The organism is Paenibacillus sp. FSL R5-0713 (genome assembly GCF_037973325.1).
Lineage (GTDB): Bacteria > Bacillota > Bacilli > Paenibacillales > Paenibacillaceae > Paenibacillus.
The window spans coordinates 1,708,530-1,734,021 of the sequence record NZ_CP150229.1 but is presented as its reverse complement, the minus strand read 5'-3'; the positions used below and the strand labels follow the sequence as shown (position 1 = coordinate 1,734,021).

28 protein-coding genes and 1 pseudogene are annotated in these 25,492 nt (G+C 47.5%); 15 read left to right on the top strand and 14 right to left on the bottom strand.

The window, feature by feature from the left end:
* Positions 1 to 58 precede the first annotated feature (58 nt).
* Together MKZ12_RS07810 and MKZ12_RS07805 are read right to left on the bottom strand one after the other, a co-directional pair.
* A complete protein-coding gene (locus tag MKZ12_RS07810) occupies positions 59 to 1,048 on the bottom strand; it encodes an SDR family NAD(P)-dependent oxidoreductase (protein ID WP_339259708.1) in 990 nt (329 codons plus the stop codon).
* Between the two features lie 17 nt (positions 1,049 to 1,065).
* A complete protein-coding gene (locus MKZ12_RS07805) occupies positions 1,066 to 1,755 on the bottom strand; it encodes a glycosyltransferase (RefSeq protein WP_124113485.1) in 690 nt (229 codons plus the stop codon).
* 327 nt (positions 1,756 to 2,082) lie between these two features.
* Between MKZ12_RS07805 and MKZ12_RS07800 the strand changes: the two genes are divergently transcribed.
* Positions 2,083 to 2,793 carry a GT-D fold domain-containing glycosyltransferase gene (locus MKZ12_RS07800; RefSeq protein WP_339259707.1) on the top strand — a complete coding sequence of 237 codons (711 nt, stop codon included), beginning with the start codon at positions 2,083 to 2,085 and terminating at the stop codon, positions 2,791 to 2,793.
* A gap of 226 nt (positions 2,794 to 3,019) precedes the next feature.
* Here MKZ12_RS07800 and MKZ12_RS07795 read toward each other — a convergent pair whose 3' ends face one another.
* Positions 3,020 to 3,427 carry a hypothetical protein gene (locus MKZ12_RS07795; protein WP_339240503.1) on the bottom strand — a complete coding sequence of 136 codons (408 nt, stop codon included), beginning with the start codon at positions 3,425 to 3,427 and terminating at the stop codon, positions 3,020 to 3,022.
* 188 nt (positions 3,428 to 3,615) lie between these two features.
* Here MKZ12_RS07795 and MKZ12_RS07790 point away from each other — a divergent pair, with 188 nt between their 5' ends.
* The 13 genes and pseudogenes from MKZ12_RS07790 to MKZ12_RS07730 all read left to right on the top strand — a co-directional run bounded on the left by MKZ12_RS07790 (position 3,616) and on the right by MKZ12_RS07730 (position 13,807).
* Positions 3,616 to 4,764, top strand: coding sequence for an RluA family pseudouridine synthase (locus MKZ12_RS07790; protein WP_339259706.1), 1,149 nt, complete (start codon positions 3,616 to 3,618; stop codon positions 4,762 to 4,764).
* An 80-nt stretch (positions 4,765 to 4,844) separates the two neighbouring features.
* Positions 4,845 to 5,423: a DUF1273 domain-containing protein gene (locus tag MKZ12_RS07785; protein ID WP_339261351.1), complete on the top strand. Its 579-nt coding sequence runs from the start codon at positions 4,845 to 4,847 to the stop codon at positions 5,421 to 5,423.
* A gap of 167 nt (positions 5,424 to 5,590) precedes the next feature.
* Positions 5,591 to 6,406 (top strand): adenosylmethionine decarboxylase, encoded by an 816-nt coding sequence (gene speD, locus MKZ12_RS07780; protein ID WP_253432081.1) that lies wholly within the window; start codon positions 5,591 to 5,593, stop codon positions 6,404 to 6,406.
* Positions 6,407 to 6,590: 184 nt separating this feature from the next.
* On the top strand, positions 6,591 to 7,001 hold the full coding sequence (gene flgB / locus MKZ12_RS07775; protein ID WP_253432078.1) for a flagellar basal body rod protein FlgB: 411 nt from the start codon (positions 6,591 to 6,593) through the stop codon (positions 6,999 to 7,001).
* Positions 7,002 to 7,149: 148 nt separating this feature from the next.
* Positions 7,150 to 7,638, top strand: a pseudogene (locus MKZ12_RS07770) (GNAT family protein); the annotation flags it as partial.
* A 141-nt stretch (positions 7,639 to 7,779) separates the two neighbouring features.
* Complete coding sequence (locus tag MKZ12_RS07765) at positions 7,780 to 8,184, top strand: NUDIX domain-containing protein (RefSeq protein ID WP_339242972.1); 405 nt, start codon at positions 7,780 to 7,782, stop codon at positions 8,182 to 8,184.
* A 32-nt stretch (positions 8,185 to 8,216) separates the two neighbouring features.
* Positions 8,217 to 8,744 carry an ankyrin repeat domain-containing protein gene (locus MKZ12_RS07760; protein ID WP_339259704.1) on the top strand — a complete coding sequence of 176 codons (528 nt, stop codon included), beginning with the start codon at positions 8,217 to 8,219 and terminating at the stop codon, positions 8,742 to 8,744.
* Positions 8,745 to 8,966: 222 nt separating this feature from the next.
* Positions 8,967 to 9,482: a sigma-70 family RNA polymerase sigma factor gene (locus MKZ12_RS07755; RefSeq protein WP_339240499.1), complete on the top strand. Its 516-nt coding sequence runs from the start codon at positions 8,967 to 8,969 to the stop codon at positions 9,480 to 9,482.
* Positions 9,479 to 10,813 carry a DUF4179 domain-containing protein gene (locus tag MKZ12_RS07750; protein WP_339259703.1) on the top strand — a complete coding sequence of 445 codons (1,335 nt, stop codon included), beginning with the start codon at positions 9,479 to 9,481 and terminating at the stop codon, positions 10,811 to 10,813. Before MKZ12_RS07755 ends, MKZ12_RS07750 begins: the two co-directional genes overlap by 4 nt.
* Before the next feature lie 97 nt (positions 10,814 to 10,910).
* Entirely contained in the window at positions 10,911 to 11,954 is a 1,044-nt protein-coding gene (locus tag MKZ12_RS07745) for a S66 peptidase family protein (RefSeq protein WP_339259702.1), read from the top strand.
* 64 nt (positions 11,955 to 12,018) lie between these two features.
* A complete protein-coding gene (locus MKZ12_RS07740; protein WP_091015194.1) occupies positions 12,019 to 12,324 on the top strand; it encodes a hypothetical protein in 306 nt (101 codons plus the stop codon).
* 244 nt (positions 12,325 to 12,568) lie between these two features.
* Positions 12,569 to 13,330 carry a threonine/serine exporter family protein gene (locus tag MKZ12_RS07735; protein WP_339261350.1) on the top strand — a complete coding sequence of 254 codons (762 nt, stop codon included), beginning with the start codon at positions 12,569 to 12,571 and terminating at the stop codon, positions 13,328 to 13,330.
* 18 nt (positions 13,331 to 13,348) lie between these two features.
* Entirely contained in the window at positions 13,349 to 13,807 is a 459-nt protein-coding gene (locus tag MKZ12_RS07730; RefSeq protein WP_339240493.1) for a threonine/serine exporter family protein, read from the top strand.
* A gap of 101 nt (positions 13,808 to 13,908) precedes the next feature.
* Here MKZ12_RS07730 and MKZ12_RS07725 read toward each other — a convergent pair whose 3' ends face one another.
* From MKZ12_RS07725 to MKZ12_RS07680, 10 genes are all read right to left on the bottom strand, one after another.
* Complete coding sequence (locus MKZ12_RS07725; protein ID WP_339259701.1) at positions 13,909 to 14,460, bottom strand: DUF2569 domain-containing protein; 552 nt, start codon at positions 14,458 to 14,460, stop codon at positions 13,909 to 13,911.
* A 120-nt stretch (positions 14,461 to 14,580) separates the two neighbouring features.
* Positions 14,581 to 16,449 carry a PBP1A family penicillin-binding protein gene (locus tag MKZ12_RS07720; RefSeq protein WP_339259699.1) on the bottom strand — a complete coding sequence of 623 codons (1,869 nt, stop codon included), beginning with the start codon at positions 16,447 to 16,449 and terminating at the stop codon, positions 14,581 to 14,583.
* On the bottom strand, positions 16,443 to 17,183 hold the full coding sequence (locus tag MKZ12_RS07715; RefSeq protein ID WP_339259698.1) for a hypothetical protein: 741 nt from the start codon (positions 17,181 to 17,183) through the stop codon (positions 16,443 to 16,445). The genes MKZ12_RS07720 and MKZ12_RS07715 overlap by 7 nt, the downstream gene beginning before the upstream one ends.
* A 99-nt stretch (positions 17,184 to 17,282) precedes the next feature.
* A complete protein-coding gene (locus MKZ12_RS07710; protein WP_339259697.1) occupies positions 17,283 to 18,416 on the bottom strand; it encodes an ATP-binding protein in 1,134 nt (377 codons plus the stop codon).
* Positions 18,417 to 18,471: 55 nt separating this feature from the next.
* Positions 18,472 to 19,206 (bottom strand): response regulator transcription factor, encoded by a 735-nt coding sequence (locus tag MKZ12_RS07705; RefSeq protein WP_339261349.1) that lies wholly within the window; start codon positions 19,204 to 19,206, stop codon positions 18,472 to 18,474.
* Positions 19,203 to 20,159: an aminoglycoside phosphotransferase family protein gene (locus tag MKZ12_RS07700; protein WP_339259696.1), complete on the bottom strand. Its 957-nt coding sequence runs from the start codon at positions 20,157 to 20,159 to the stop codon at positions 19,203 to 19,205. Before MKZ12_RS07700 ends, MKZ12_RS07705 begins: the two co-directional genes overlap by 4 nt.
* Before the next feature lie 107 nt (positions 20,160 to 20,266).
* The gene (locus MKZ12_RS07695) at positions 20,267 to 20,725 is read right to left on the bottom strand and encodes a DinB family protein (protein WP_339259694.1); all 459 of its coding nucleotides are present in this window, start codon (positions 20,723 to 20,725) and stop codon (positions 20,267 to 20,269) included.
* Positions 20,726 to 21,116: 391 nt separating this feature from the next.
* Complete coding sequence (locus MKZ12_RS07690; protein ID WP_339259692.1) at positions 21,117 to 22,058, bottom strand: YwqG family protein; 942 nt, start codon at positions 22,056 to 22,058, stop codon at positions 21,117 to 21,119.
* Between the two features lie 149 nt (positions 22,059 to 22,207).
* The gene (locus MKZ12_RS07685) at positions 22,208 to 23,497 is read right to left on the bottom strand and encodes an ammonium transporter (RefSeq protein ID WP_339259690.1); all 1,290 of its coding nucleotides are present in this window, start codon (positions 23,495 to 23,497) and stop codon (positions 22,208 to 22,210) included.
* A complete protein-coding gene (locus tag MKZ12_RS07680; protein WP_339259688.1) occupies positions 23,494 to 23,913 on the bottom strand; it encodes a hypothetical protein in 420 nt (139 codons plus the stop codon). Before MKZ12_RS07680 ends, MKZ12_RS07685 begins: the two co-directional genes overlap by 4 nt.
* Positions 23,914 to 24,197: 284 nt before the next feature.
* Between MKZ12_RS07680 and MKZ12_RS07675 the strand changes: the two genes are divergently transcribed.
* Positions 24,198 to 24,689: a DinB family protein gene (locus MKZ12_RS07675; protein ID WP_339259686.1), complete on the top strand. Its 492-nt coding sequence runs from the start codon at positions 24,198 to 24,200 to the stop codon at positions 24,687 to 24,689.
* A gap of 133 nt (positions 24,690 to 24,822) precedes the next feature.
* Here MKZ12_RS07675 and MKZ12_RS07670 read toward each other — a convergent pair whose 3' ends face one another.
* On the bottom strand, positions 24,823 to 25,326 hold the full coding sequence (locus MKZ12_RS07670; protein ID WP_339259684.1) for an N-acetyltransferase family protein: 504 nt from the start codon (positions 25,324 to 25,326) through the stop codon (positions 24,823 to 24,825).
* Between the last annotated feature and the right edge of the window lie 166 nt (positions 25,327 to 25,492).

Genomic DNA, 25,492 nt, shown 5'->3' with positions numbered 1-25,492 from the left:
CCGCCTCCCTTCACTGGGCGTGTCTGAAAACTCCATTGAAGCCGTTTTGAGACACACCCTAATCGATATAACCGCCTGCACGCAAAAAACGGGCAATCGCTGGTTTGTTCATCATGGCACTGTCTGAACGATACTCGGTGAAGTTCACATGAGACAGGCTGCTGTACTGATCCGTCAGTCCCTTGTCCTGGTGCTCCGGCAGGATCACATAATACTGTGCATCGTATTGACGAGTGCGCGGTGCTTCAAAGGGCGAGATCAGCACTTCATGCAATTTCTCGCCCGGACGAATTCCGGTCACCTTGTAATCGAAGGATGGACGACCTGCCTGTTCCAACATGACGGAAGCCAGATCCGTCATCTTGCAAGCTTTCATTTTCATCACAAACGTCTCCCCGCCCACGGCTGCCTCAGCGGCCTTAAGCAGTAAATGTATGGCCTCGGTACGTGTAAGGAAAAAGCGGGTCATGCCTTTGTCTGTAATGGTCAGGCTCTTGCCTTCATCGATCTGGCGACGGAACAAGGGCACGACACTTCCGCTGGTTCCAAGCACATTACCGCCGCGGATGCAGACAAACCGGGTCCCTTCACTCAGCCAATTGGCACGGATCATCATTTTTTCACCCAAAGCCTTCGTCATGCCATATACGTTAATCGGATCTACCGCCTTATCCGTGGACACATCAATAACTTTGGGAATCTGCATACGGATCGCAGCCCGAATAATGTTCTGTGTACCGAGCACATTGGTCTTGAACGCCTCATCCGGTTGGTCCTCGCAGACCGGAACATGCTTCAGCGCAGCCAAATGGAAAAGCACATCCACGCCCCTGCATGCATCTTCCACTGCCCGATAATCCCGGATATCTCCAATGATGAATCGCAGACGCGGGTCATGGTTGAACTCACGCTGCATTGCAATCTGGGCATATTCATTGCGTGACAGAAGGCGAATCTCAGCCGGGTCCTGTTCCAGCAGCACCTCGGTCAGCTTTTGACCCCAGGAGCCTGTTCCTCCGGTGATCAGAATCGTTTGTCCTTGAATCATCGATGAATCCCCCCTGATCAGATCATGAATTCGCGTAATACCTGGGCCATCTCATCCCGGCTTAATCGGTCTTTTGGTGGTACTTTTTTCACTGAAGTATTGTTTGAATGTACGATGTTGACATAATTGCGCGGAGCAAGCAGTTCATGCGGCAAGTCTATGACATTGCCATGTGTACCTCTGCCCGGAAGCTTGACCCGGTATCCGGATGCGTACTCCGCTGCTTTATACAGGTAGACATAGAATTGCGGAGAACGATGAAACGCTGGTGCCATTTCGTTGTTCACGCTATCCCAGAGATAGCCGTTCTGGTTAATCAATGCCATCGTCTGCGGCTGTGGCTGAATATCGTAGAGTTGCTGAACAAAGGTTCTATGATACAGATCATCCGAATCCAGACGGGCAATATAGATATCCTCTGCTCCTTCAGCAAAAGCCAGAATGGCACGCACACTTTCAATATTTGTTCCAAAACGGATATTGGAAGGGAGCGGCTCTTGACCTGCCAGAATCTCCTGCATCAACTCCCCCGATTCCTTGGACAGCTTCACCACGGTCAGGAAATCCTGATTCGTCTGTGCCTTCAGGCAATGCAATGTGAACGTGCGGAAGATGCTCATTCGACGTTCCAGCCACTCCCGCGTCAATCGCTGCGGGTCCATCCCGTAATTGTTGAAGTTAATCTCAATCACAACTTTCCTGGACATAACATTCCTCCTCATGAACGCTACTGCATGATCCTTTTACAGCATACAGACCGTTTTCATAGTATTGATGTCGTCTCTCTCTATGCCGTCTCTCAATGAGCCACATCTATCACATTCATATCTCTTCCAAGCAACATCTCCTTTGGAATCCAGCACTCTATAACGTATGAAACGTTAATAGAAGCGGTACCGACAGATGTACTGACTTTCATATAAATAGATTCATATACGCCTGAAGATGAAGCCCTGCGGGTCGAACGTACATATCGTTGCTCCAGTCGCAACATAGAATAGAGCAGTTCTATTTTCAAAGGGGGCAATCGCTGAATGGATTCGATCTATCTTGAACTGGAAGGTGTGCTTGAGCAGCTTGAAACGGCGCTTCTTGAACAGCGTCCGCTCTCTCTTGTACGTGTCGGCGATGGCGAGAATATCGTCATGTCTCAAGAAACCGTATGGACCACGGAACGTGTCCTTCAGGAGCGTTGGGCCAAGAAAGCCAATTTAGGACAAAAGGGATTGCGTCTTCCCAACCCGCAGCTCCGGGATGAAGTTGCCGCTTCCTTGCAACGGGCGGATATCGTCGGCGTTCTTCCCCGCGGTGACAGTACCATTAACGCGCCGGATTATCTCAAACGACCTCTGACCGATATGGTGTTTGCCCACTTTGGCATCTCTCCCTCACGGACTTGTCATGCCTGTGTCAATCGGGAGCTGGCACAAAATCCGCGTTTCTGGCAGATGCTTGCAGGCAAGCGTGTGCTTCTCGTTACCCGTGAGACCGAAGCCTTGCGTGCTACGCTCGAACGTGAGCCGTATCATTTAAACATCGTGACTGCGCTGCCCTTCGACAGCTATGATCACATGCAGGAAACACTCGAGTGGATTCAGACGAATCAAGATACCTTTGATGTCGCTCTCTTCTCCTGTGGTGTCAACGCGGTTGTTCTGGCTGAGCGTACAGCTGCACTCGCCGGCAAAGTCGCCATTGACTTCGGCAAAGCCAACAACATCATTCTGAAAGGGCGTGCCAACTGATCCCCCTGGACACCTCCACCCTTCAGATGAGTGATCCGCCTTGACTGTACAGACATTTGTATGACAAAAACCCCCGGCTCCTTAAGCCAGGGGTTTCATGCTGAGCGCTAGTCGAGATATATTGCGACACGACCTTCTACTTCTGGTTTCTGGGAAATGAAACGAACTCTGCCGTCAACATAAGCGATGACGAGCACTCTGCTTATTGATATTACGCCTTTCACAACTAACCAGTGGCTGCAATACCGTATAACATCTCCGGCCCGGTTCTTACTGCTGTGGACACCCCCGAGATGAACGAAGTATACACACTTTCCAGTGCGGGTGGTGCAGACAGGTCCTGAGCTGTGAACGAATGAAATTCGGCACCGCCGTTCTGTCCAATCGTCCCTTCAGCACGGTAGATGACATAGAATGGATCATATACGAATCCCCGTACCAGCTCCACCACAAAGGTATCTCCAAGTTCTCCCGTAACCCCCACTGTTCCGTTCAACGTAATAATGGGATTCACCACGCCTTGAGTCTGCAGACCAATCGCGCCAAAAGCTGTCGGGGATTCTGACAGCGACAAACCGGGCTGTCCAACAGTTCCCGAGTTCATCGAAGTTCTCATATCGAGAAACACGCCCATGAGTAACACCTCCAATGCTATGGGATACCATATCCTATGAATCTCACAACTCTTCGGATTGGATGTATAGCAGTTTCATGAACCTATTTTTATTTGTCGACTGTTAATGGTATATTGGACTGCATAACGAAATGAACGGATCGTATGCACACAAGCGGTACAGGCTGTTCAGAAGGAGATTACTATTCATGAATAAACGCAAACGTCCAACAGGCAAAACATCGGCCTCGGCCAAGGGAAAATCATACGCAGGTTCATCTACAGCACGTTCCGGCAAGTCTAACTTCTCATCTGCAAAATCATCAGGTGCTTCCGCATCACGCAATACGGAGGAGAATAAAAAACAACTAGCTGCCAAATCATCAGCCGCACCGAAGAAAGCCGGAGGTAACAAATCCAAAAATGGCAGTGCTTCCAAGCGCCCGGGCAATGCCTATTATCGCAAGCAGGAACCACCACGCCAGTACAAAGTCACCGAACCGGACGAACTGCTGAACTTCCTGTTGCAGCATTTGAAGTCGGGACGGAACGCGGTGAAGTCTATTCTGGGTCGTGGACAGGTGTCCGTGGATCAGAAGGTTGTAACCAAGTTTAATGAAGCGCTGACGCCAGGTCAGATTGTCTACATCCGAAAAGAAGGTGCAGTCGCTGCTCCATCCTTGACGGGTATTAACATTTTGCATGAAGACGATGATATCATCGTGATCCGCAAGGAAGCCGGACTGTTGTCCATTGCCGCTGACAAGACGGATGATCTGACAGCTTATCGCCAACTGACAGAGCATGTACGCCGCACCAATCCGCTGAACCGGATCTTTGTCGTCCATCGTCTGGATCGGGATACATCGGGTGTAATGATGTTTGCCAAAAGTGAAGAGGTGCAGCAGAAACTGCAAAACAACTGGAAAGAAAATGTGCAGGACCGTGTCTACGTTGCCCTTGTTGAAGGTGCAGTAGCCAAAGAAGAAGGCACCATCTCTTCCTGGCTGAAGGAAACCAAAACACTGAAAATGTACTCCAGCTCTCGTCCGAATGATGGACAACATGCGATCACGCATTACAAACGTCTGAAGTCGAACCGCGACTTCTCTCTGCTGGAAGTACGTCTGGAGACAGGTCGCAAAAATCAAATTCGTGTGCACATGGAAGATCTCGGACATCCGATTGCCGGTGACCGAAAATATGGCGCACGCACAAGAGACCTCGGCCGTCTCGGACTTCATGCACGTATACTCTCATTTATTCATCCGACAACGGATGAGCTGATGTCATTTGAAACGGATATTCCGAAACCATTCCTGTATCCGTTCCGTGCAGATGCTCCACCTGCGAAATAACTGCATCTTTAGTGTGTGTCTATAGAAAATATAGAAAATTCCACTGATCCATTGATCATGCCTGAAAGGAGGAACGGACACTGAAAAATCTGTTGATTACCGGTTACCGGGCACATGAATTGCAAATTTTCGGACAAAAGCATGAAGGTATTCCTTTTATCAAAAAGGCTATCTCATCCCGCTTAACGCCTATTGTCGAGGATGGTCTGGAATGGGTGCTGACGCCGGGACAATACGGTGTGGATCTGTGGGCATGCGAAGTCGTGATTGATCTGAAGAAGACGTATCCACATCTGAAACTATCGATCATTACTGCCTTTCAGAACCCCGAGGAACAATGGAAAGAAGACAAGCAGGAGTATTACCGTTCCATCCTCTCGGGTGTGGACTATTACGGTGCGATTAGCAATCAGCCTTATATTGGACCGTGGCAGTTCACTGCCCGGGATGACCTGTTGCTGCGTAAAAGCGACGGTCTTCTGCTCGTTTATGATGAAGATGCCGGGGAAGGCAGTCCCCGTTTTGTGAAGGAAAAAGCCGTGAAGAAACAGCAGAATGAGGACTATACGATCATCAGTGTCACTTCAGAGGATATCCAATCGGTAGCTGAAGATGAGCGCATGAACGATATTGTAGACTTCGACGATTCTTCCTTCTGAATCATGCTGGATCAATGCAGACCGTTCAAGGTCCATCCGTTCACATCCATCATCAGAGGAGATTAACATTCCGTATGACGTACATATGTTTTTTTTGGAGTCAGGTTGGGTATAAGTAGTATTATAACTGCGATGATATGTCGTATGGGATAAGGGGAACTGCAACCATGACAATTACGCCAGAGCAGCGCATTCAACTGCATGGATTTAACAACCTGACCAAGTCGCTGAGCTTCAATATGTACGATATCTGTTATACGAAAACCAAAGACGAACGCGAAGCTTACATTGAATATATTGATGAACAATATAACGCCGACCGGCTAAGCAAGATTCTGAACAACGTCTCCGACATCATCGGGGCCCACGTGTTAAATGTTGCTAAGCAGGATTATGTGCCTCAAGGTGCCAGTGTGACGATCCTTGTCTCGGAAGGTCCTATTGTGGAGATCCCCGAAGAATCACTCGATGAATCTCCCGGCCCTCTGCCCGATAACGTCGTTATGCAACTGGACAAAAGTCATATCACGGTGCACACCTACCCAGAGTTTCACCCTAGTGAAGGCATCAGTACCTTTCGTGCGGACATCGACGTCTCCACCTGCGGTGAGATTTCACCGCTCAAGGCGCTTAATTATCTGATCCACTCGTTTGATACAGACATTATGACGATGGATTACCGGGTACGTGGCTTCACGCGGGACACCAGTGGACGCAAGCTGTTCATTGACCATGAGATTGGCTCGATTCAGAATTATATTCCCGACGAGATCAAGAACAGCTTTGACATGATTGACGTGAACGTCTATCAGGAGAATATTTTCCACACCAAATGTAAGCTGAAGGAATTCGACCTCGATAATTATCTGTTTGGGTACACCAAGGATAAGCTCAGCAAAAAGGAACAACAGGAGATTACGGAGTGGCTGAAGCTGGAGATGGACGAGATCTATTACGGCAAAAATATGAATCGTCCCACTTAAAAGTCTGCTCGAAGGCTGATCCAGAAAGCCAGCCAAGGTCTAAGACAAGATTTCATGAAGGTAAGGTTCTCTTCAAGAGCCTCCGGCATGTGCTTGTCTTTTTCTATGTTATGTTGACAGTGTGCAACTTTATTTTTTATTATAGGAGTAACTGTATTAATATGCAGTGAAGGAGACTGAGCCTGTGATCGAAACGAATACCACAAGACGTAACGAATCACTGTTACAAGCGCTTACTGCACAGCACAATGCCATTACCAACAACATAGCCAATGCAGACACGCCTAACTACAAAAAGAAAACGGTAGAGTTTCAGGAAGAGCTGAGACGGATCGTTGAGAATGGCAAAACAGATCAGCTCGCCATGAAGCGGACTCATGAAAAACACTTCCCTGTCAGTGATCCCCATTCTTCCATCGTACAGTACCGAATTGTCGAGAACAACGAAACCACGATGAACAATAACAACAATAACGTTGACATTGACAAGGAAATGGCGGACCTTTCAGAGAACCAACTCATGTATAACTACATGGTTGACCGGGTCAGTGGACATTACAAAAAAATGAAGAATTTATTGAATGATCTGAAATAATGAATGTACAAGCAGCCCGAAATGGCTGCTTTTTTTTGTTGTTTTTCAATGAATGTAGACGGTTTAGTGCCATTTTTCGGTATCCGCTCCTGTTCGTAGTATAATGGAATGAAATGAAAGATTTCATATCGAACAAAAGAGGTGCAACATGGCTCCACGTCATTTAAATGCTTTTCAAGGTTCCAAAGTCAGACTCGCAGCCCCATGCCCGGAAGATTGCATGCGTCTCTCCCGCTTCACGGACGATTACGAATATTTGCGCAACATGGATACCGATATTGCTGTTCCATTAACGCCGGATGAGACAGGCTCCTCCTCTGTCCGTCGAGACAACGGCTTTGAATTTGCATTACGTACACTGGAGGGAAATCGATTCATTGGCTTCACCGCCCTCTACCGGATTGAATGGAACAATCGCTCCGCCCGTCTGGCCATTGGCATCGGTGAAGAAAATGATCGGGGTAAAGGATATGGCAGCGATGCCCTCGCTCTGATTCTCCGATATGGCTTCCATGAATTGAACCTCAACCGGATTGCGCTGGAAGTCATCGAATACAATGAAGCCGCGAGACGCGCATACCTAAAAGCCGGATTTCGGGAAGAGGGGCGTCAGCGTTCTGCAGTTCTGCGGGATGGCATGCATTATGACCTGATCTCGATGAGTATCCTTGCGGAAGAATGGTCGGCACAGTCTGGGCTTCCATTGTCGTTCGGATCTAATCGTTCTGCCCCTGCTGCCGAATCCGGAAATAGGGGAGCTGCTGATTTTTCACCTCGCATTGGCGTAGGCGCGGTCATCCTGAATGATCGGGGCGAAGTGCTTCTCGCCTGGCGGAACCGCCAGCCTGAACAGCACACCTGGAGTATTCCTGGCGGGAAAGTAGATCCCTATGAGTCCCTGGAGACAGCCGTCATCCGTGAAATCAAGGAAGAAGTGAACCTGGATATCGCCATCGACAGCCTGCTCTGCACGGCGGAGACAATCCAGCCACAACAGCAGGAACATTGGATATCCGTGCTCTATTCCACCAAGGTGATTGGCGGCCATGCTCGTAATCTGGAAGAAGGCGGAGCCATCGGTGAGATCGGCTGGTTCCCGCTCCATGATCTGCCTTCTCCACTCGCTTGTTTTGCCGTACCTGGGCTGGAAGCTGTGAAGAAGCTATATAATGAATCCCTGTAATTAAATTATCTCATCAGATGGAGGTAATCCTTATGGATCATGCAGAACAGATGAATCAACTATTTCAGGCTGCACAGGCTGGAGATGCGGTATCCATTGCTGGAATTCTCGCTTCTCAGCCGGAACTCACCAATACGGAGAATCAGGATGGGTTAACTCCGCTGGGGTATGCCTCTCATTATGGACAAGCAGGAGCAGTTCGTGTTCTTCTGGAGCATGGAGCCAATGTTAACGCCCTGTCTCATTCCAAAATTTCCTTTATTCCGTCCAATACTGCACTGCATGCTGCTCTTGCGGGGGAACGTTCTTCCGAAGTAATCGGCCTTTTGCTTCAACATGGGGCATCCACGAGCATTTTGGACAGTGATGGACAATATGCACTGCACTCGGCAGCATTTCATACGGATCAGATCGAACTTATCGAGATGTTAATCCAGTATGGTGCAGATCCACATGCGCTGAACTCAGCGGGTCAGACCCCATTGGACATTGCACTTGAACGCGGTAATACGTCTACAGCTTCATGTCTGCGAGCAGCCGTTGCAGCTCAGCAGCAATAATGTTTAGCTAGCTTGGACAATAACATGAATAACCGTCAGGACTCTTTTTGGAGTACAAAGAGAAGGTCTGACGGTTATTTGTGTTGTCCTCTACGTTCTCGTATACATATGTAGTTCAACTTCTATAGAAATCACAATACATCATATTTTTTTCAGAAAACAAGAACCGTTTGACACCTTACACGGTCTAATACTCAACACAACCATGAAAGGAGGAGCCATGTGACCCCTACTCAGCTCACTATCGCCGCACAAAAAGGGGATGCCGAGGCTTTTGCAGCCTTAATGGAATTGCATCATAGTCGACTGTACCGCATCGCCTATGCCTACCTGCACAACCAAGGTGATGCACTGGAGGCCATTCAGGAATCAACCTTCCGGGCATTTCGTAAACTCAAAAAATTAAAAGAGCCATCCTACTTTGGCACTTGGCTCATCCGCATTCTGCTCAACTACTGCGCAGACGAACGCAAACGCAAAAGCCGTTTCAGCCCCGATACGGCGATTCATGAACCCAGCAGCTGGGATCGTCCTGCCGACCCTGATCTTGCTGCCGCCGTATCCAACCTTGATCGGGATTGTAAACAGATTATTATCCTGAGTTATTTTGAAGGTTTCTCCCTAACCGAAGTTGCTGATATTCTGGAAATCCCGACCGGAACCGTCAAATCCCGATTACATCGGGCACTCGGACAGCTCCGGGATCAACTTGAAATGAAAGGAGATGCATCTTCATGACGGATGAACAAAAATCATTCGACGCATTGGAAGAACGTCTGAATGCTCGTAAGACGGAATACGAAACCATGCCAGTACCGGATGCTGCCTCCCAGGCTGTGCAAGCGGGAATTCGCCAAGCTGCCCGTAAGCGAAAGTCCCGGCTGCGCTGGTATATGAGCTCCATCTCGGCTGCTGCCCTCATCCTGCTGTTTACGGGATGTATCCGTGTCTCTCCCGCTTTTGCATCCTTTGTGGAGCAATTGCCTGGCATGGAAGGCATTGTGAGCATGATTCGCCAGGACAAAGGATTAATGATGGCGATCGATCAGTCTCTCTTGCAGAAGGTCGGTGTCACCGACGAGCATGATGGTACTTCCTTGACCGTTGAAGGCATTATCACAGACGAGTCACGTATGGTCATTTTTTACACGATGAAAGGCATGAAAGAACCCCAGAAATTCAACTATGATATCGATCTGCTCGATGAGAACGGGAAAGATCTGCCTGTTGCGTTTACTCACTCTTATCCAACACCTTCTCCAGACGAGAATGTGAATGAGAATATGATTGACGTCATTTTCACAGATGAAGCCTCTCCTCCTGAGAAGCTAAGCGTCGTGTTTAAGTCCAGAGATACAACGCGTGCAGAAAAGTGGAAAATAACGTTCCCGGTAGACAAGAATCTTACCAAAGGCATGAAAAAAGTCATTCCTGTGAATCAGACGTTAACAGTGGATGGACAGCGTATTGATGTGAAACAAGCTACTCTGTATCCAACACGTCTTGTGCTTGATGTGAATTTTGATCCTAAAAATACCAAGAAGGTATTTGGCCTCAGCGATCTTCAACTGGTTGATGAGCAAGGGCGCGCGTGGAGAACGGATACCTCAACCGGTGAGGATGAACGTTCCATTTACTTCGAAAGCATGTACTTCTCCATACCAAAAAAGTTGACGTTACAGGGATCTGGCTTCTCCGGTTTGGATAAAGATGAGTTGGATTTCACCCTTAATCTGAATTCACACCGGATCACAGGTGGACCACCTGGATTGAAGATGGTAGGCAGCAAGGTCGAAGGCAAAGATCTAATTATTGATTTTTCCGTTGCTGGCAGGATGGAAGGTGGATTCGTTCTCACTTTCAGGGAAGTTACAGATAGTGCAGGGAAATCATATGAAGTTCCTGGCTCCAGTTGGAGTAGTGGGGATGGGACGGATGACAGTCATACGATTGTTTCTTCTACTATCCAAAATGGAGCCAATTTAAAAGGGGAAGTGAAGATGAACATCTCCACCTATCCGATGAAAGTAAAGTCTCCCTTCTCATTGGACATTCCTGTTAATCCTTAATTTTCTACCCATAGGCTGTGATTATCGCAAATATTCTATATAATGGAAACATTCATTATTACGAGCAATGATGTTCATAGGGAAGGTGTGTTTAGATATGAATCAACGTTCCATCCGTTATCCGCAGCCACTCGCTCCGGGAAATACCATCGGTGTAGCTGCACCCTCCAGCGGTGTAGGCGAATCCTTGCACCATTATCTTGAGGAGAGTAAACGCAACATGGAGCGCCTTGGTTTTGGCGTGATAGAAAGCCCATCGCTCCGCCAGAACATCAAATGTGTGAGTGCCTCCAAAGAGCAACGCGCCGAAGAGATGAATGAATTTCTTCGCAATCCGACTATTCAAGCCATTATCCCTCCATGGGGCGGGGAGTTTCTCATGGATATCCTGCCCCTGCTGGATTGGGAAACTTTGAAAACATTGCCGCCCAAATGGGTCATGGGTTATTCGGATATCAGCACCTTTTTATTCGCATACACCCTGCTCACCGGCACAGCGACAGCGCACGGCACCAATTATGTGGATTTAAGATCACACGCCCTTGATCCCGTAACTGCGCGCTGGATCGATGTATTACAGACCCCTTACGGCGGACAGATTACACAATCGTCTTCCACGCATTATCAATCGGAATGGAAAATGGAACTACCTGGATTTAACCTGGATACACCCTCACGCTGGAAACAGCTCGGCCATTCGGAAGATGCAGTTACCGCTGTATCGTTCTCCGGTCGACTGATCGGTGGCTGTATGGATACCATCACCTGTCTGATCGGCACCCCGTATGCACCCATGCAATCGTTTTTGGATCAGTATTGTGCAGAAGAAGGAACCATCTGGTATCTGGAGAGCTGTGAGATGAGCGCAGGGGATATTTACCGTCATCTGTGGCAGATGAGACAGGCTGGCTGGTTTGCAGGCGTGAAAGGTTTCATGTTCGGCCGACCTGCGGGTTATTCCGATACAGCGGATTTCAATTTCACGGATGCCCTATCCGCTGCAATTGGGGATCTGGATGTTCCTGTACTGTATGACGTGGATCTTGGTCATATGCCGCCCCAGTTAACCTTTGTGAATGGAGCATTGGGCAAAGTCGCCTATGAAAATGGACGCGGGAGCCTGGAGATGGCGTTTGTGTAATCACCCTTTGTAGGCAGATGCATACCTTGAAGTAAGAACTTATTTTGAGGAAGGGTTGTGCATCATGTCTGAATCCACATCCACGCCATCCATGCGTGTCGTGTATCAAGCCAATCAACCGATGCTTCAATCCGTGCAAAGTGTGCGGAATATGCTTCATCATACAGCCCGACAGCATATAGGCAAGAAGGTACAAGTCCAGAATATCGATGGTCAAGTGTGGGAAGGTGTCATCATCAGTGCAGACCGGGGGATTTTGTATCTCCAGGTTACCCCGATGCATGGATATCCTGAACCGCGCGCGTTGTTTGGACCTACGATTTTGCCGCTTGTGCTGTATGAATTGTTGGTTATTACCCTGTTGATGTAGGATATTGTTCCTGTTAATCCGTTTATATCCGAACCTGTTCCAAGAAGCTTCGCTCCTGAGATCTTCAAGTCTTGGGAACGAAGCTTTTTTATGGTCTTGGCGATGGTGCGGTATGATTCCTTGCGGGCGTGTGAAATATGATACAATGGTGTCGCACCACCCCATATCACTTATGAAACGGAGCTTGATCCGGTTGGAATACATACGTCATGATTCATCACCCGTATCACAAGTCGAGACGGGTATGATTGGCAACAACCCTACTGAACAATCCCGCGTAATTGCAATCTGTCTGCTCGCAGGCAAAATCATGCTGCAAAGTGGTGGTGAAACCTACCGTGTGGAAGATACGATGAAACGTATGGCCGCAGCGCTCGGTTTACCCCATTCACACAGTTACGTAGTGCCTACAGGCATCTTCTTCTCTGTTGATGCAACCGAACCCGCCAAGCTGATTCGTATTTCCGAGCGTACGACGGATCTGGATAAGGTATCCGAGGTGAATGCGGTCTCCCGCCGTATTGGACATGGTGAGCTATCCGCGCAGGAAGCCCATGAACTGTTGGTACAGATCGAAGGCAAGCCTTCCTCCTACTCAACGGCTGTACAGCTTACGGCCGCGGCGTTATCCAGTGGTTGTTTTACCATTATGTTTGGCGGAGGCTGGAGCGACTTTCTTCCTGCGCTGATCTGCGGGGGCATAGGTTATGCAGCCGTTATTGCCTTTCACCGGCTGGTACGGGTCAAATTTTTTGCCGAGCTTACAGCATCCTTCGTTATTGGCTTACTCGCGTTTCTCCTGATCTATATGGGAGTGGGCCATGAACGGGACAAAATTATTATTGGTTCGGTTATGCCGCTGGTTCCGGGGCTGCTGATTACCAATGCTGTACGTGACCTGATGGCCGGACATCTCGTCTCCGGACTATCCAAGGGAGCCGAGGCATTTCTGACCGCCTTTGCCATAGGTACCGGCATTGCAGTTGTATTTTCACTTTTTATGTAAGACGGAGGAATGCAGGATATGCTCCATTTTATTGAACAAGCCTTAACCAGTTTTGTCGCATCAGCCGCGTTTGGGATCATCTTCAACGCACCACGGCGCATGCTGCTCCACGGCGGATTTGTCGGCATGATCGGCTGGATGATCTATATCGTGCTTGAATATGCAGCGGATGCGGTGCCTGCTACCCTTGCAGCGACCATAGCCGTCGGGGTCATCAGTCAGGTATTCTCTCGCATGTTTCGTGCACCCGTTATCATCTTTAGCGTTGCAGGCATCATTCCTCTGGTTCCTGGTGGGCTGGCGTATAATGCGATGCGGAGTTTTGTGCAAAATGACTATAGTGCCGCCATGGAGATGGCCGCCAAAGCACTCATGTTATCCGGTGCTATTGCCGTAGGCCTGGTGTTATCCGAGGTGTTGAACCAGATGATACGCCGAATTCCCGCCTCACTGCGGACAAAATCATCATCAAAATGATTATTCTTTTCATAGTTTCAACACACATAAGGCCCGTTAGTATACAGGATGATCTCTTGTATGCTAACGGGCCTGCCGTATACTATTCCAATTCATCCTTTTTACTTCACAAACGTATTCTTCACACGCACCGACTTCAGGAAATACGGGATGAAGATACAGCACGTCAGAATAGATCGTACGATCAGCTGAAAAGCAGGAGTTGCATCAAGCACATGCTGTTCTCTTGGGATTTCATTTCGCGCAATCAGAATCCAGGTCACGATGCTTATGATTACATTCATCAGATACATCACCATCATCATGCGTGGAAACTGTTTCTTCCGCCTATATAAAAGAATGAGATTCACGATTACGATCATCAATAGAATGGTGCTGCTAATGAAACCAAACCATAGGAGGGGACGAATCGTCTCCGTGTAGATCTGCGGGTCAACACCACGGCCGACTTCCCATCGGGCAGGGTCCATGATGACATTCACCTGCGATACATCCGAGATAAGAAACACCAGGGCAAGCCAAAGACTGATCTGGATTAAAATAAGCCATCCACCTAATCCGGAGATACCCGGCCGTTCCGGTCTGATACCGGTTTTGGGTTGCAGCGAGTTCATATCCGCATCTTTATCCGAGTTATTGTAGTTATGGTCCATGTCATCCTCCTGTTTACGCGTTACGTTAGATAAGAGAACATATTATATATTACAATCTGGATTCTGTATATTTTAGAGGACGAACAGAGCATGTGGCCTATGCTCGCCCTCACTTGATGTCTATTGCATTGCGCGTTTCATTACCGTTGCGAACAAATCCGCTGCAGCACCACTTCCTGACCTCATATAATGTTCTGCATCCGTATGATCAAACCCCATCCAGACCGCCGCAGTCCAGTTACTCGTGTAGCCAACAAACCACAGATCCCGATTGGCCTCCCTTCCCACACCTGGTAATGCAACCTGAGTCGTTCCCGTTTTACCTGCTACCTTGTGCTGACCTAACTGTGCCCGACTCCCTGTTCCCTGACTAACTACATTTTGCAGCATTCTGGTCATGGCATTCGCCGTGCTAGACGAGATTACCTGCTTATTTTCCGACTTATGAGCATAGATTGTTCGTCCACGGGAATCTGTAATCTTGCGTATCAGATGGGCTGTGTTCAACTTGCCATTATTCGCAAACACGGTATAGGCCTGCGCCATCTTCATTGGAGACACCCCCTGATGCACTCCGCCCAAGGCAATCGAGAGGTTCAGATCTTCTTGCCCCAGTTCAACACCGAGTCGTGCCGCAAATTGATGTGCGTATTTCAGTCCGGTTTCATGAAGCAGCCATACGGCTGGGGCATTGATGGACTTTTGCAGGGCCTGGGACATCGATATTGAACCGCTGTAACGCCCACCCAGATTGCTGGGCTGATAGTTGCCATAACTCAAGCGTTTGTCCGGCAGTATGCTCTCTGGCTTGAACTTCCCCAACTCCAATGCAGGGCCGTAAGCAATAATCGGTTTGAAAGAAGAGCCTGGCTGCCTGGCATCCATAATCGCCCGGTTGATGCCCCCTTTCAAGGGATTACGTCCACCCATCATCGCTTTTACTTCACCGTTATGCTGGTCGATAATCACCATACTTGCCTGGACCTGCTCGTCTTGGCGATCATCGGGGAATCGGGTCGTGTCTGCAAATGTTTCTTCCATCGCCCGTTGCGCCTGTTGGTCCAGCCCGGTTTGAATAATCCAACCTGCCGATTGAATTTCTGCTTCACTTTTGCCTGTGAGTCGAGAAGCCTCCTGAATCACAGCGTCCACGGCAGACACATATGCGGGCTCGCTCAAGCCCGATGAAGTTGTTGTGTTCAATACGGTTTCAGGCGGCGTGTAATCTACGCTACGAGCTTCAAGCATCTGCTTTCGTGTAATTAGTCCCTGTTCATGCATGAGTCCAAGGATAACGGCACGTCTTTGTTTGGAAAGTTCAGGCTGATCTACTGGATTGTATATAGACGGACCTTTGGGCATTCCGGCCAATGTAGCCATCTGCCATAATTCCAACTGATGCAGATCCTTCATACCGAAATACCGCCAGGCTGCCGCTTTTACACCATACTGCTGGCGTCCCATGTAGATCTGATTCAGATACATCTCCAGAATTTCATCCTTGCTGTATTTCTTCTCAAGGGCCATCGCAATCGACATCTCATTCACCTTTCGATTCAACGTTTTATCCCCATTTAAGTACAGATTTCTTGCCAGTTGCTGCGTGATGGAGCTTCCTCCCTGACTCAGATTCATATGTATAATGTCTTGCACAATGGCCCTGCCGAGACCGATGAAATCCAGTCCATCATGGTTGTAGAAACGTCGATCTTCTGTAACCAAAAAAGCCATCTTTAATAAATCCGGCATGGCATGCAGTTCAGCATATTCCGAATACCCTTTGGTCTGAGTAAGCAACCTCGAAATTTCGGTTCCCTCTGCATTCGTAATCATGGTTGAAGCGGCCACCTGCATAGCCTCTGGACGATTGCGAAGCACTCCTTCACCATAAGTAATCAGATAGAGATAGAAAAGCGCCAACATCACAACTACAACCACTGCTGCATCAAATACGTAATACGTCCATCTCTTGCCCCTGTGCTTCAACATTCAGGCTCCTTGTGTACCTGTTCATCTGAAACTCCGCGTTCCAGTCCATCCCGTTGTGTACTCTCCAGAGCATGTTGAAGCAGCAATGTCTGTTCATACGCCAACCTGACCCAATGCTGAACTTCTACCTCGTCCTGACAGCGCCCTTGGATGATCTCATCCAGAGAGGAACGGACGCCGTATAGGGTAAGCTTTATCGGTAAGTCAACCTGTGCAGAACTAGTCTGAGCATTCTCCTTGTCTTCTTCCACATGTTGCTTTAGATCGTGTTGCTCATTGTATATAGACGCCCCCTCTATCTCTCTTGTCTCATGTTTCCGTTCTGGTATGTTCAGCCCTTCCTCATGCAGGAGAGACGCAATCGTATTCAGATTGGCAGCAATCTGTCTTAGTTCACCACCACTGAGAACATCAATTCTTCCAGGGTTATGGCCCAACGCAAGTTCGGCTGTTCCGCGTGCAAGCTGACTGAGATCTTCCGCAATCTTCTGGGATCGAATCCAGAAAAAGATCGCAAACAAAGCTCCCCCAATGAAGATGAAGAACGGCTTTGTTCCGATATGGTTGATTCCCCAGTTCATCATACGCGTTATCCATGCTGTATCAGGAAGGACATGGTTATGCGCAAATCGCAGCATGTGATAGACGACAAAAAGGAGGGCTGCGCTCAGTAACGCGCTTGCTCCTCCAATGTATATGTATCTTAGTCTTACAGTACTGAATCGGGACTTCATATTCGGTATCCTCCTCTATACAACAATATGGTAATAGAGGTAGAATACCGAATATTTCTTAATGAGGAAGTAGTTAACTTCTTACCAAATTCTTAATTATTATTCCTCTGAGTAATTACTTGGGGGAGGAGCCGTGACAGGGAATCGGGTAACAAAATCTGTTCTGCCATTTTCACTATAGGCAACGATACTTCCTCGATGTAATTCAATCATCGATTTGGCAATCGCCAGGCCGAGACCCGTGCCTCCCGTTTCACGGGAGCGGGATTTATCCACACGATAGAATCGTTCAAATAGATGGGGCAGATCTTGTGCCGGAATCGATTCACCATAATTACTGATGCGGATTACAGCCTCCTTACCTTCAAGAGCCATTCCAATCTCCATTCGTTTCCCTTGCGAACCATATCTTATAGCATTGCTGAACAGATTCTCATACGCTCTTACAAGCTCCCCCGGAGCAGCCTGTATCCATAGTGGCTCTTGCCCGCCAACAAAATTGTAGGTCATCCCAGCATCCTCCAGCATGGGAGCAAACTCTTCAGCCAACTGCATCAGAAACGAATTTAGGTTCAACGCCTGCAAAGACAATGGAAGACTCCCGCCACTAACACGCGTATATTCGAATAAGTCATCGATCAGCTTACGAAGAGTCAGGGATTTCTCATAGGCAATGCTAACGTAATAGCGCATCTCAATCTCATCCTGGTAGCGATCCTTCTCGATGTACTCCAGAAATCCCAGAATAGAAGTGAGCGGTGTACGAAGATCATGTGATATCCCTGTAATCAGATCATTTTTGGCAGCAACTGCATTACGTTCTTCCTGAAGCGATAACTGCAATTGTTCAGCCATCTGATTAATGCTTGCAGCCACCACTCCGAATTCATCCGAGGTCTTCACTTCAATGCGATGTGATAACTCGCCTTTGGCAACTTCCTGAATTCCTGCCGTTATTTCGTCCAGAACCCGCATCACCTTGCGAGAGAACAGGAAAAAAAACAGCACAAAACTAAGCACACCTACCACAATCATTAAAGGCACCGAACCGATATTATTCACCAACCACCTGATCCCTTGGGCCGGAATGGAATAATTCGGATACGTCTGAGATTCCAAGATGGTTTGCCCCACTTGACTGCCCCCGTACAACATAACTGCAGTTAATATGCCGCTCAGCAAAAATGCATAGATAAATTTCCATCGGACTGTATTAATCAACTTTGAATTCATAGTCGGAACTCCCTGAATGTGTTCATATCACATGACATCCTGTGGATGTACATGTTTATTGCGGTTTGATCATTTTATAACCAACACCCCATACGGTCTGAATGAACTTGGGATGTTTGCTGTCGAGTTCAATTTTCTCACGAATCTTGCGAATATGCACCATGACGGTATTGTTCGACTCCATGAATTCTTCTTTCCAGACTTGACGATAGATCTGTTCCATACTGAGTACTGAGCCCTGATGGCGTGCCAGTAATTCGAGAACAGCAAATTCACGCGGAGTCAGACGAACCGGCTGCTCATCCACCCAGACTTCATGTGTATCGGTATTAATGACCAGATCATCAATAATCCACTCGTGCTCTTTGTTCTCCCGACCTTCATTGAAGGTATGATACCTGCGCAGCTGAGATTTCGCCCGTGCGACAAGTTCAAGCGGGTTAAACGGTTTGGTTACATAATCATCAGCACCGATGCTTAGCCCTGTGATTTTATCCATATCCATGCTTTTGGCGGACAGCATAATAATTGGCATTTTCTGCTCTTCCCGAATTTTCATACAAGCTTCTATTCCGTCCATATTCGGCATCATGACATCCAGAATAATGAGATCAATCGACTCTCTTTTCAATTGTTCTAGCGCTTCAAGCCCGTCATTCGCGGTGAGAATCCGATAACCCTCGTTGCCAAAATAAATTTCCATCAGTTTAATAATCTCCTGCTCATCATCGACAAGCAGAATGGTTGCTGGCTGTGCCACGGCATTATTCCTTTCCCTTCCATAATTCATGATCTGTTCAAAGTATACCACCGAGGGATGAAACTGCGAAAATCATCATGATCTTCACGGACACGCTCGATCCTGGTCATCATCTCATGTGTCTCTTCCGGCTTCACCTGCTGAATCCATACCACAGAAGACACTAGTGCCATAGCCGTATACAGTGAATACAATCTCCAGAATAACTCATTCGGTTCTTTGCCATCGAAGTAACCCTGAATCTGACCTATGGAATATGGAATACTGATCTCCGAAGCAAACAAACCCAGCTTCAAAAATTCATGAATGGGATCACCTTGATCATAACGATTAAAATCAATTACTCCTGCGAGCTTATCCTGCTTAACGACAAGATTGCTCGGGTGGAAATCATCATGCTGAAATCCATCTGGACGATTTTTCATCCAATCGAGATGGTCTGCGATAAACGTATGAATAGCCTGATCCTCTTTCATCACGATAGGGCACTGTTTATAGCGCTCCATGTAACGTTGATGCTTCGCGCTCTTGCGTGTGTACCATGATTCGACCTGTTCCTCCATCGGCAACTGGTGAATCAGCCTTAACTGTGCTCCTGCTTCCAAGCCAACGGCCCACTGCTGCTGTTCATTCAATTGAGGCAGTCTCTCGGACGCACCTTCGCCTTCAATGTAGCTAAGAATCATATAACCGTTCTTCTCATCCAATCTACCTGTGCCGAACGTTGCTGGACATAGTACACCTAATTGTTGCATGATCTTCAAGCATTGATATTCCTTTTGCTTCATCCATTCCTCAGCAACATCATATACCCTCACCAACACATGGCCTTGGCCAGGGACAAACATTTTGAATTTGGCATCCGCTGAATACCCCTTCATAACTGGTTCCATCTGCGTAGCCTGACCAAGTTCAGGAATCTGTTTTAACCTGTCAATCAACGTATTGTTCATCGATGCATCCCATGTATTGTGTTGTTCCACGTCCCGAATCCTCCGTTATTTCACGTATAACGTGCAGTATCGTCGGTCTATTCTTACTTTAACCCGTAATGTTTCCTATAACATGCTAGTATGTATTCTACTCATTTCTATTTAAAAAGAACTGATTCGGGTTCTTTGCCTGTCAGGGTCAGCATCGTATACAGTTGTCCTCGGTGATGGTATACATGTCCCATAATCTCAAGCAACCACTCCAGCCGACTATAGGATGCTCCCCAATATGAATTCGTCACATGCAGTAACTCTTCCGTGTTAAACTGCCTGTATCGTTCGTATAGATACATCTGGTTATCGATCAGAGCCTGCTTGATCTCACGGAGCGAATACACCTGATTCTCAGCATAGAATTGAGCCATTTCTTCCTTCGATGCACCTTCCGAAATATACACATCCGCTCGGCAGATCATAGACAGATGAGCCAGTAGTTCTCCAATAGGCCGTTTACCTTCAATTGGAGTCAAAGCCAAATCTTCTTCCGACAGCTGATCACATATATCTATCAACGATGTTACAGCCACGTCAATATGTTTGAACGCAGATTGAATCAACAGCCCACTTCCTTTTTACTCCATTATACAGAACATATGTTCTGTTATCAACCAAGATATCCCTCCCTAATATATACCCCAAATCTATATAAATTGAACAAAACATATACACAAAACGGAGAGGACAGAAAGGATCTGAAGAAGCGGAGCTAAAAGCTTTCTGCAAGAAAGCTACATCGGAAGCATACGCTACCTCGGATTTCCCCTTTATAAAAAGAATTTAAAAAATCTGGGGATAACAGCGATCGGAAGATTGTTCTGTCATCGGAGTGTGCAGTGTAAATATTCTTTAGTTCAATTTATATAACAATCTACGAACAAAAAAGTCCTTCCTCCTTCTTATAGACGGGATTCAGGACATTTTGTTGCTTATATGAGTTCAAATCTTTGCTCAACTTGAGTATAACGAACAATACGTATGTTCGAACCGTCCAGCCTCCAGGTCAGACTTGCGAATGAAAAATTGCAGTTCCCCGCAATCCCACCATTGAAAACCTATGGCGTCATGTGTATCTATCTTCAACAGCAGCAGCGTATCGGATAATTCCTGCCATGTCCGATCCTCATCTCCGCCGTAATGCTTGGTCAGCTTATCTTCACACGCCTGCTCATTATAATCATATTCTTCCCCCAGTGCGATCTGTAATAAGGCCCGATGCTCGGCATCCGGATGCTGCCCATCAGGATATCCAAACATACCACCCCAGTTCAGCGTACTTGGATGATTCCAGCTCGACTCGAATTCAAGGTATCGGTCATACAGACTTACTTCCGCTTCGGTCTCATCGGTCTCAAGCAGAGATGGCGAGAGCTCGTTCAGTGCGGCGGTGTCAATATATGCATATGTAGGAAACTCAAGATTAGGCAGCACAGTCACCGAATGTGCAACAAACGGTGCTCCATCCAGCGCGGTATCCCCTTCTGGCTCTCGCCTTATCAGATTATGAGAACTTGGCTCAAAAATTACACGATGTTCAATGGGACAAGCAGATTCGTCCGTGCCAACGAAAAAGTATAACATTCCACGTTCAGGCAAAGTCCCGCGCCCATCATTCGGCGTATATGGCGACAAATCCACCAGGTTTAACTGGGCCAGGAAAGTCATTGGAATGCCTTCTTTTGTTACGGGCCATTCCATGTGACTCGGCAAATCCGGATGTCCACCCACACGTGAGTTTCCTGTCCTGCGATATTCGTCCAGTGTGGACACATCGAGGCGAATTCCCCAGCGGCTTGAGGACAACAGCAGATCGGCAGCAACTCCCAAACCATACTCCTCAAGTGTTTTACGGGCTTTTCTGGTCAGACGTTCACATTGTTCTGGCTTAATCATATAGATCCTCCCCTTTTGACAATACACCTATGCTGAGACATATTCAGGTTCACACCTGTATATTCTTCCGCCCGGACGTCTTTCCCTGCTTCTAGCAAAAAAAGAGACTGACATTGCTTGTCAGTCTACTTCCTTATCCTATATTCCATTTAACGATTTGGATCAGAGGACTGTTCCTGGTAAGCACGCATATGCTCCTCACCGTCCAGGAATTCATGGGCTTGATGAGCTGCCATCACACCATGATAGCTGATATCCAGACCCAGATCTTCCTCTTCCTCTGTCGATCGTACAGGCACAATTTTGCCAATCAACTTTAACCCGATCCAGGTCATGGCGAACCCCCAGATAACCAGGGCTGTAAGGCCAAGTGCCTGAACACCCAGCAGCCTCCAGCCGCCGCCCATGAATAATCCACCATCCGTGGCAAACAGACCTACAGCAATCGTGCCCCACATTCCGGATACGGCATGCACCGGGAAAGCACCAACTGGATCATCAATCTGCCGACGGTCCAGCCAGTTGGTGGCAGCCATCATCAATAAGCCGGATACCGCCCCAATGAATATCGCGGCTACATCACCAACAAAAGCACAGCCTGCCGTAATTCCGACCAGTCCCGCAAGCGAACCGTTAATGACCGAGGGTGCATCTGAACGATTGAAGCGGAATAACGTGTACAGCAACGTAACTGCACCACCCGAAGCCGCGGATAACATCGTAACAATCGCAATGTGACCAATTCTTACATCCGTGGCGCTGAGCGTACTACCCGCATTGAAGCCAAACCAGCCGAACCATAACAGAAATGCACCCACAGATGCTAGTGGCAGATTGCTCGGAAGTGCAATAGCACTTACGCCAAGAGGCGTGTATTTCCCTTTACGCGGACCAATGATAATTGCAGCAGCCAGTGCCGAGAATCCGCCGAGTGCATGGATGACAGCCGAACCGGCAAAGTCCTGCATCCCCAGCTGACTAAGCCAACCGCCGCCCCATGCCCAGTGTCCACCAATTGGATAGATGATCGCCGTCATCAATATGATATAAAGTAGATAGGCACGGAAGTTGATCCGCTCAGCTACCGCTCCTGAAACGATGGAGATAACAGCAATCGTAAAAGCAGCCTGGAACAACCAGAATGTCTCCAGCGATACCGGTACGTCCAGATGAGACAAATCCCCATTCAGGAAAAATCCCGTTACTCCCACAAAACCACCAACGTCCGAACCATACATCAGTCCAAAACCGATGGCATAAAACAGCAACGTTCCAATTGTAATGTCAGCAAAAACCTTCATAATAATGTTCACACTATTTTTATAACGAACAAAGCCAGCCTCGAGCAGGGCGAATCCACCCTCCATCAATAAAATCATCGCTGCACTCAGTACGACCCAGACCGTATCGACCCCGGTGCTTAACGTTTCCAAAGTCATGCTTGTACATCCTCCGTTTCACTAAGCTGTCTGAGCTCACGGATGGTATCGGGCGCTAGCTCAATCTCGTCCCGCTCAATGCTGTCCGGATGCTTGATTCGTTCTGCGATCTGATCCAATTCACGTATGCGTCTGCGAATCTGTTCCATCTTGCGAAAACGTTCCTTCACCTGAACCATATATTCCACCGCCTGATGATGGGTTGCAGGGCGTCCCGCAAACCATTTGCGCACGGTCGATAACGATTGATAAGCGACCTCTTCCGCTCGACGCTTTTGTTCGAACTGTTCGATCTTCTGCTTGAGCGTTTGAATCTCATTTTCTTTTTTGACCTTCAGCCGTTCGATAAGGTACAATAAATCGGACGATGATATTTGCAATGCTGTGTGGTGATAAACCTCGTCGATTACTAACATATCATGTCAGGACTCCTTACATATCAAGTTACTTGTACCGATTATAGTTTGCCGGGGTCTGCCCGTCAATCTTTTTTTGGACTTGGCATAGATTGAAATGAACCGTTCAGAGAGAACGGCTTTTTTTATTGGGTACATAATACATCTAACAAGGCGAATCTTTCCTGGATTCGCATTCACTTATTCCATCCCCTATGCTTATAGAATAAGCATCCACATTTGGGGTAATGAACATACACAGACACCCTCATCACAGAAAACGTATTTAAGGAGAGGATTACACGATGTTTACTCGTAATGACGATATACGCAGCCAAATCTGGGAAGCCGTCTCGGGGCTCGAAGAAGAACAATTGAACCGGAAGCCTTCACCCAAACAATGGAGTATTATGCAAGTACTTCGTCATCTGAATCTGATGGAAAATGTAATTGGAAAGCAAGCCCGCCTTGCACTCGAAAAGGAACAGATGGTGTCTGTGGACAAAAAACCATATGAACTATCGTTGGACCGCAGCCGCTCCGTCGAGGCACCACCCCATCTTCAGCCTCCAGCAGCGCCTGAAGCACTCGAAGACGTACGCACCGATCTGGACGAATCTCACCAAGCGTTAAATAACTTTGCATTGGATCACGATCCTGATCTGCTGCGCAGCAAGTCCTTTCCTCATCCCGTATTCGGTGAGATGGATCTTACCCAATGGATTGACTTCGCAAGTTATCATGAGGAACGTCATCTGGGACAGATTCAAGAGATTAAGCATCAACTTGGCGTATAAGCACTAGCTACACTTTCACATAGTGAAGAATATATGTACGACAAAAAAACCTCCAATCCTATAAAATAGGTTGGAGGTTATCTTCAGTGTTCTTATGTTCCGTATAAATTATGTTACGGAATTAGAACGACACTTATATTTTTTTGCCTAGTATAGCCAAATCTCTGTTCACACCATCCAGCACGGCCACTTCGGGATAATATCCCCACTGTTCAAAACCATGCTTGCGCAACAATCCCAGACTCGGTTCATTATGCCCGAAGACAAATCCGAGAATGGTCGTAATTCCAAGTGCAGGACAAGCCGCAAATACCGTTTCAAGCAAACGTCCACCAGCCCCAATTCCGCGGCATTGCTGATCCACGTATACACTGACTTCCACCGTTCCATTATACGCAGGGCGTCCATAGAACGAGCTGAGACTTGCCCAAGCTACCACATGACCTGCCTGCTTCATCACCCAAAGAGGACGATGATCCGGTGAATGGTCCTCGAACCACGGAACACGTTGCTCCACTGTCACCGGTTCCAAATCCGCTGTTACCATACGGCTTTCAATGGTGGAATTATAAATTTCTACAATCCTCGGCAAGTCCTCCAGGCGCGCATATTCAATCTGCACATCTTCCAGCTTCATCTATACTCCTCCATCATTTCAGATCGTTCTATAATCATAGAGGATATTATAATGGAGAAGAGAAGTTTTCGTCACCTCTAACATTCTGACAGAGAAATCTTTATATTTTTAAGTAAATATTTACACGACAACGGAGAAGACAGAACTAATCAGAAGAAGCGCAGCG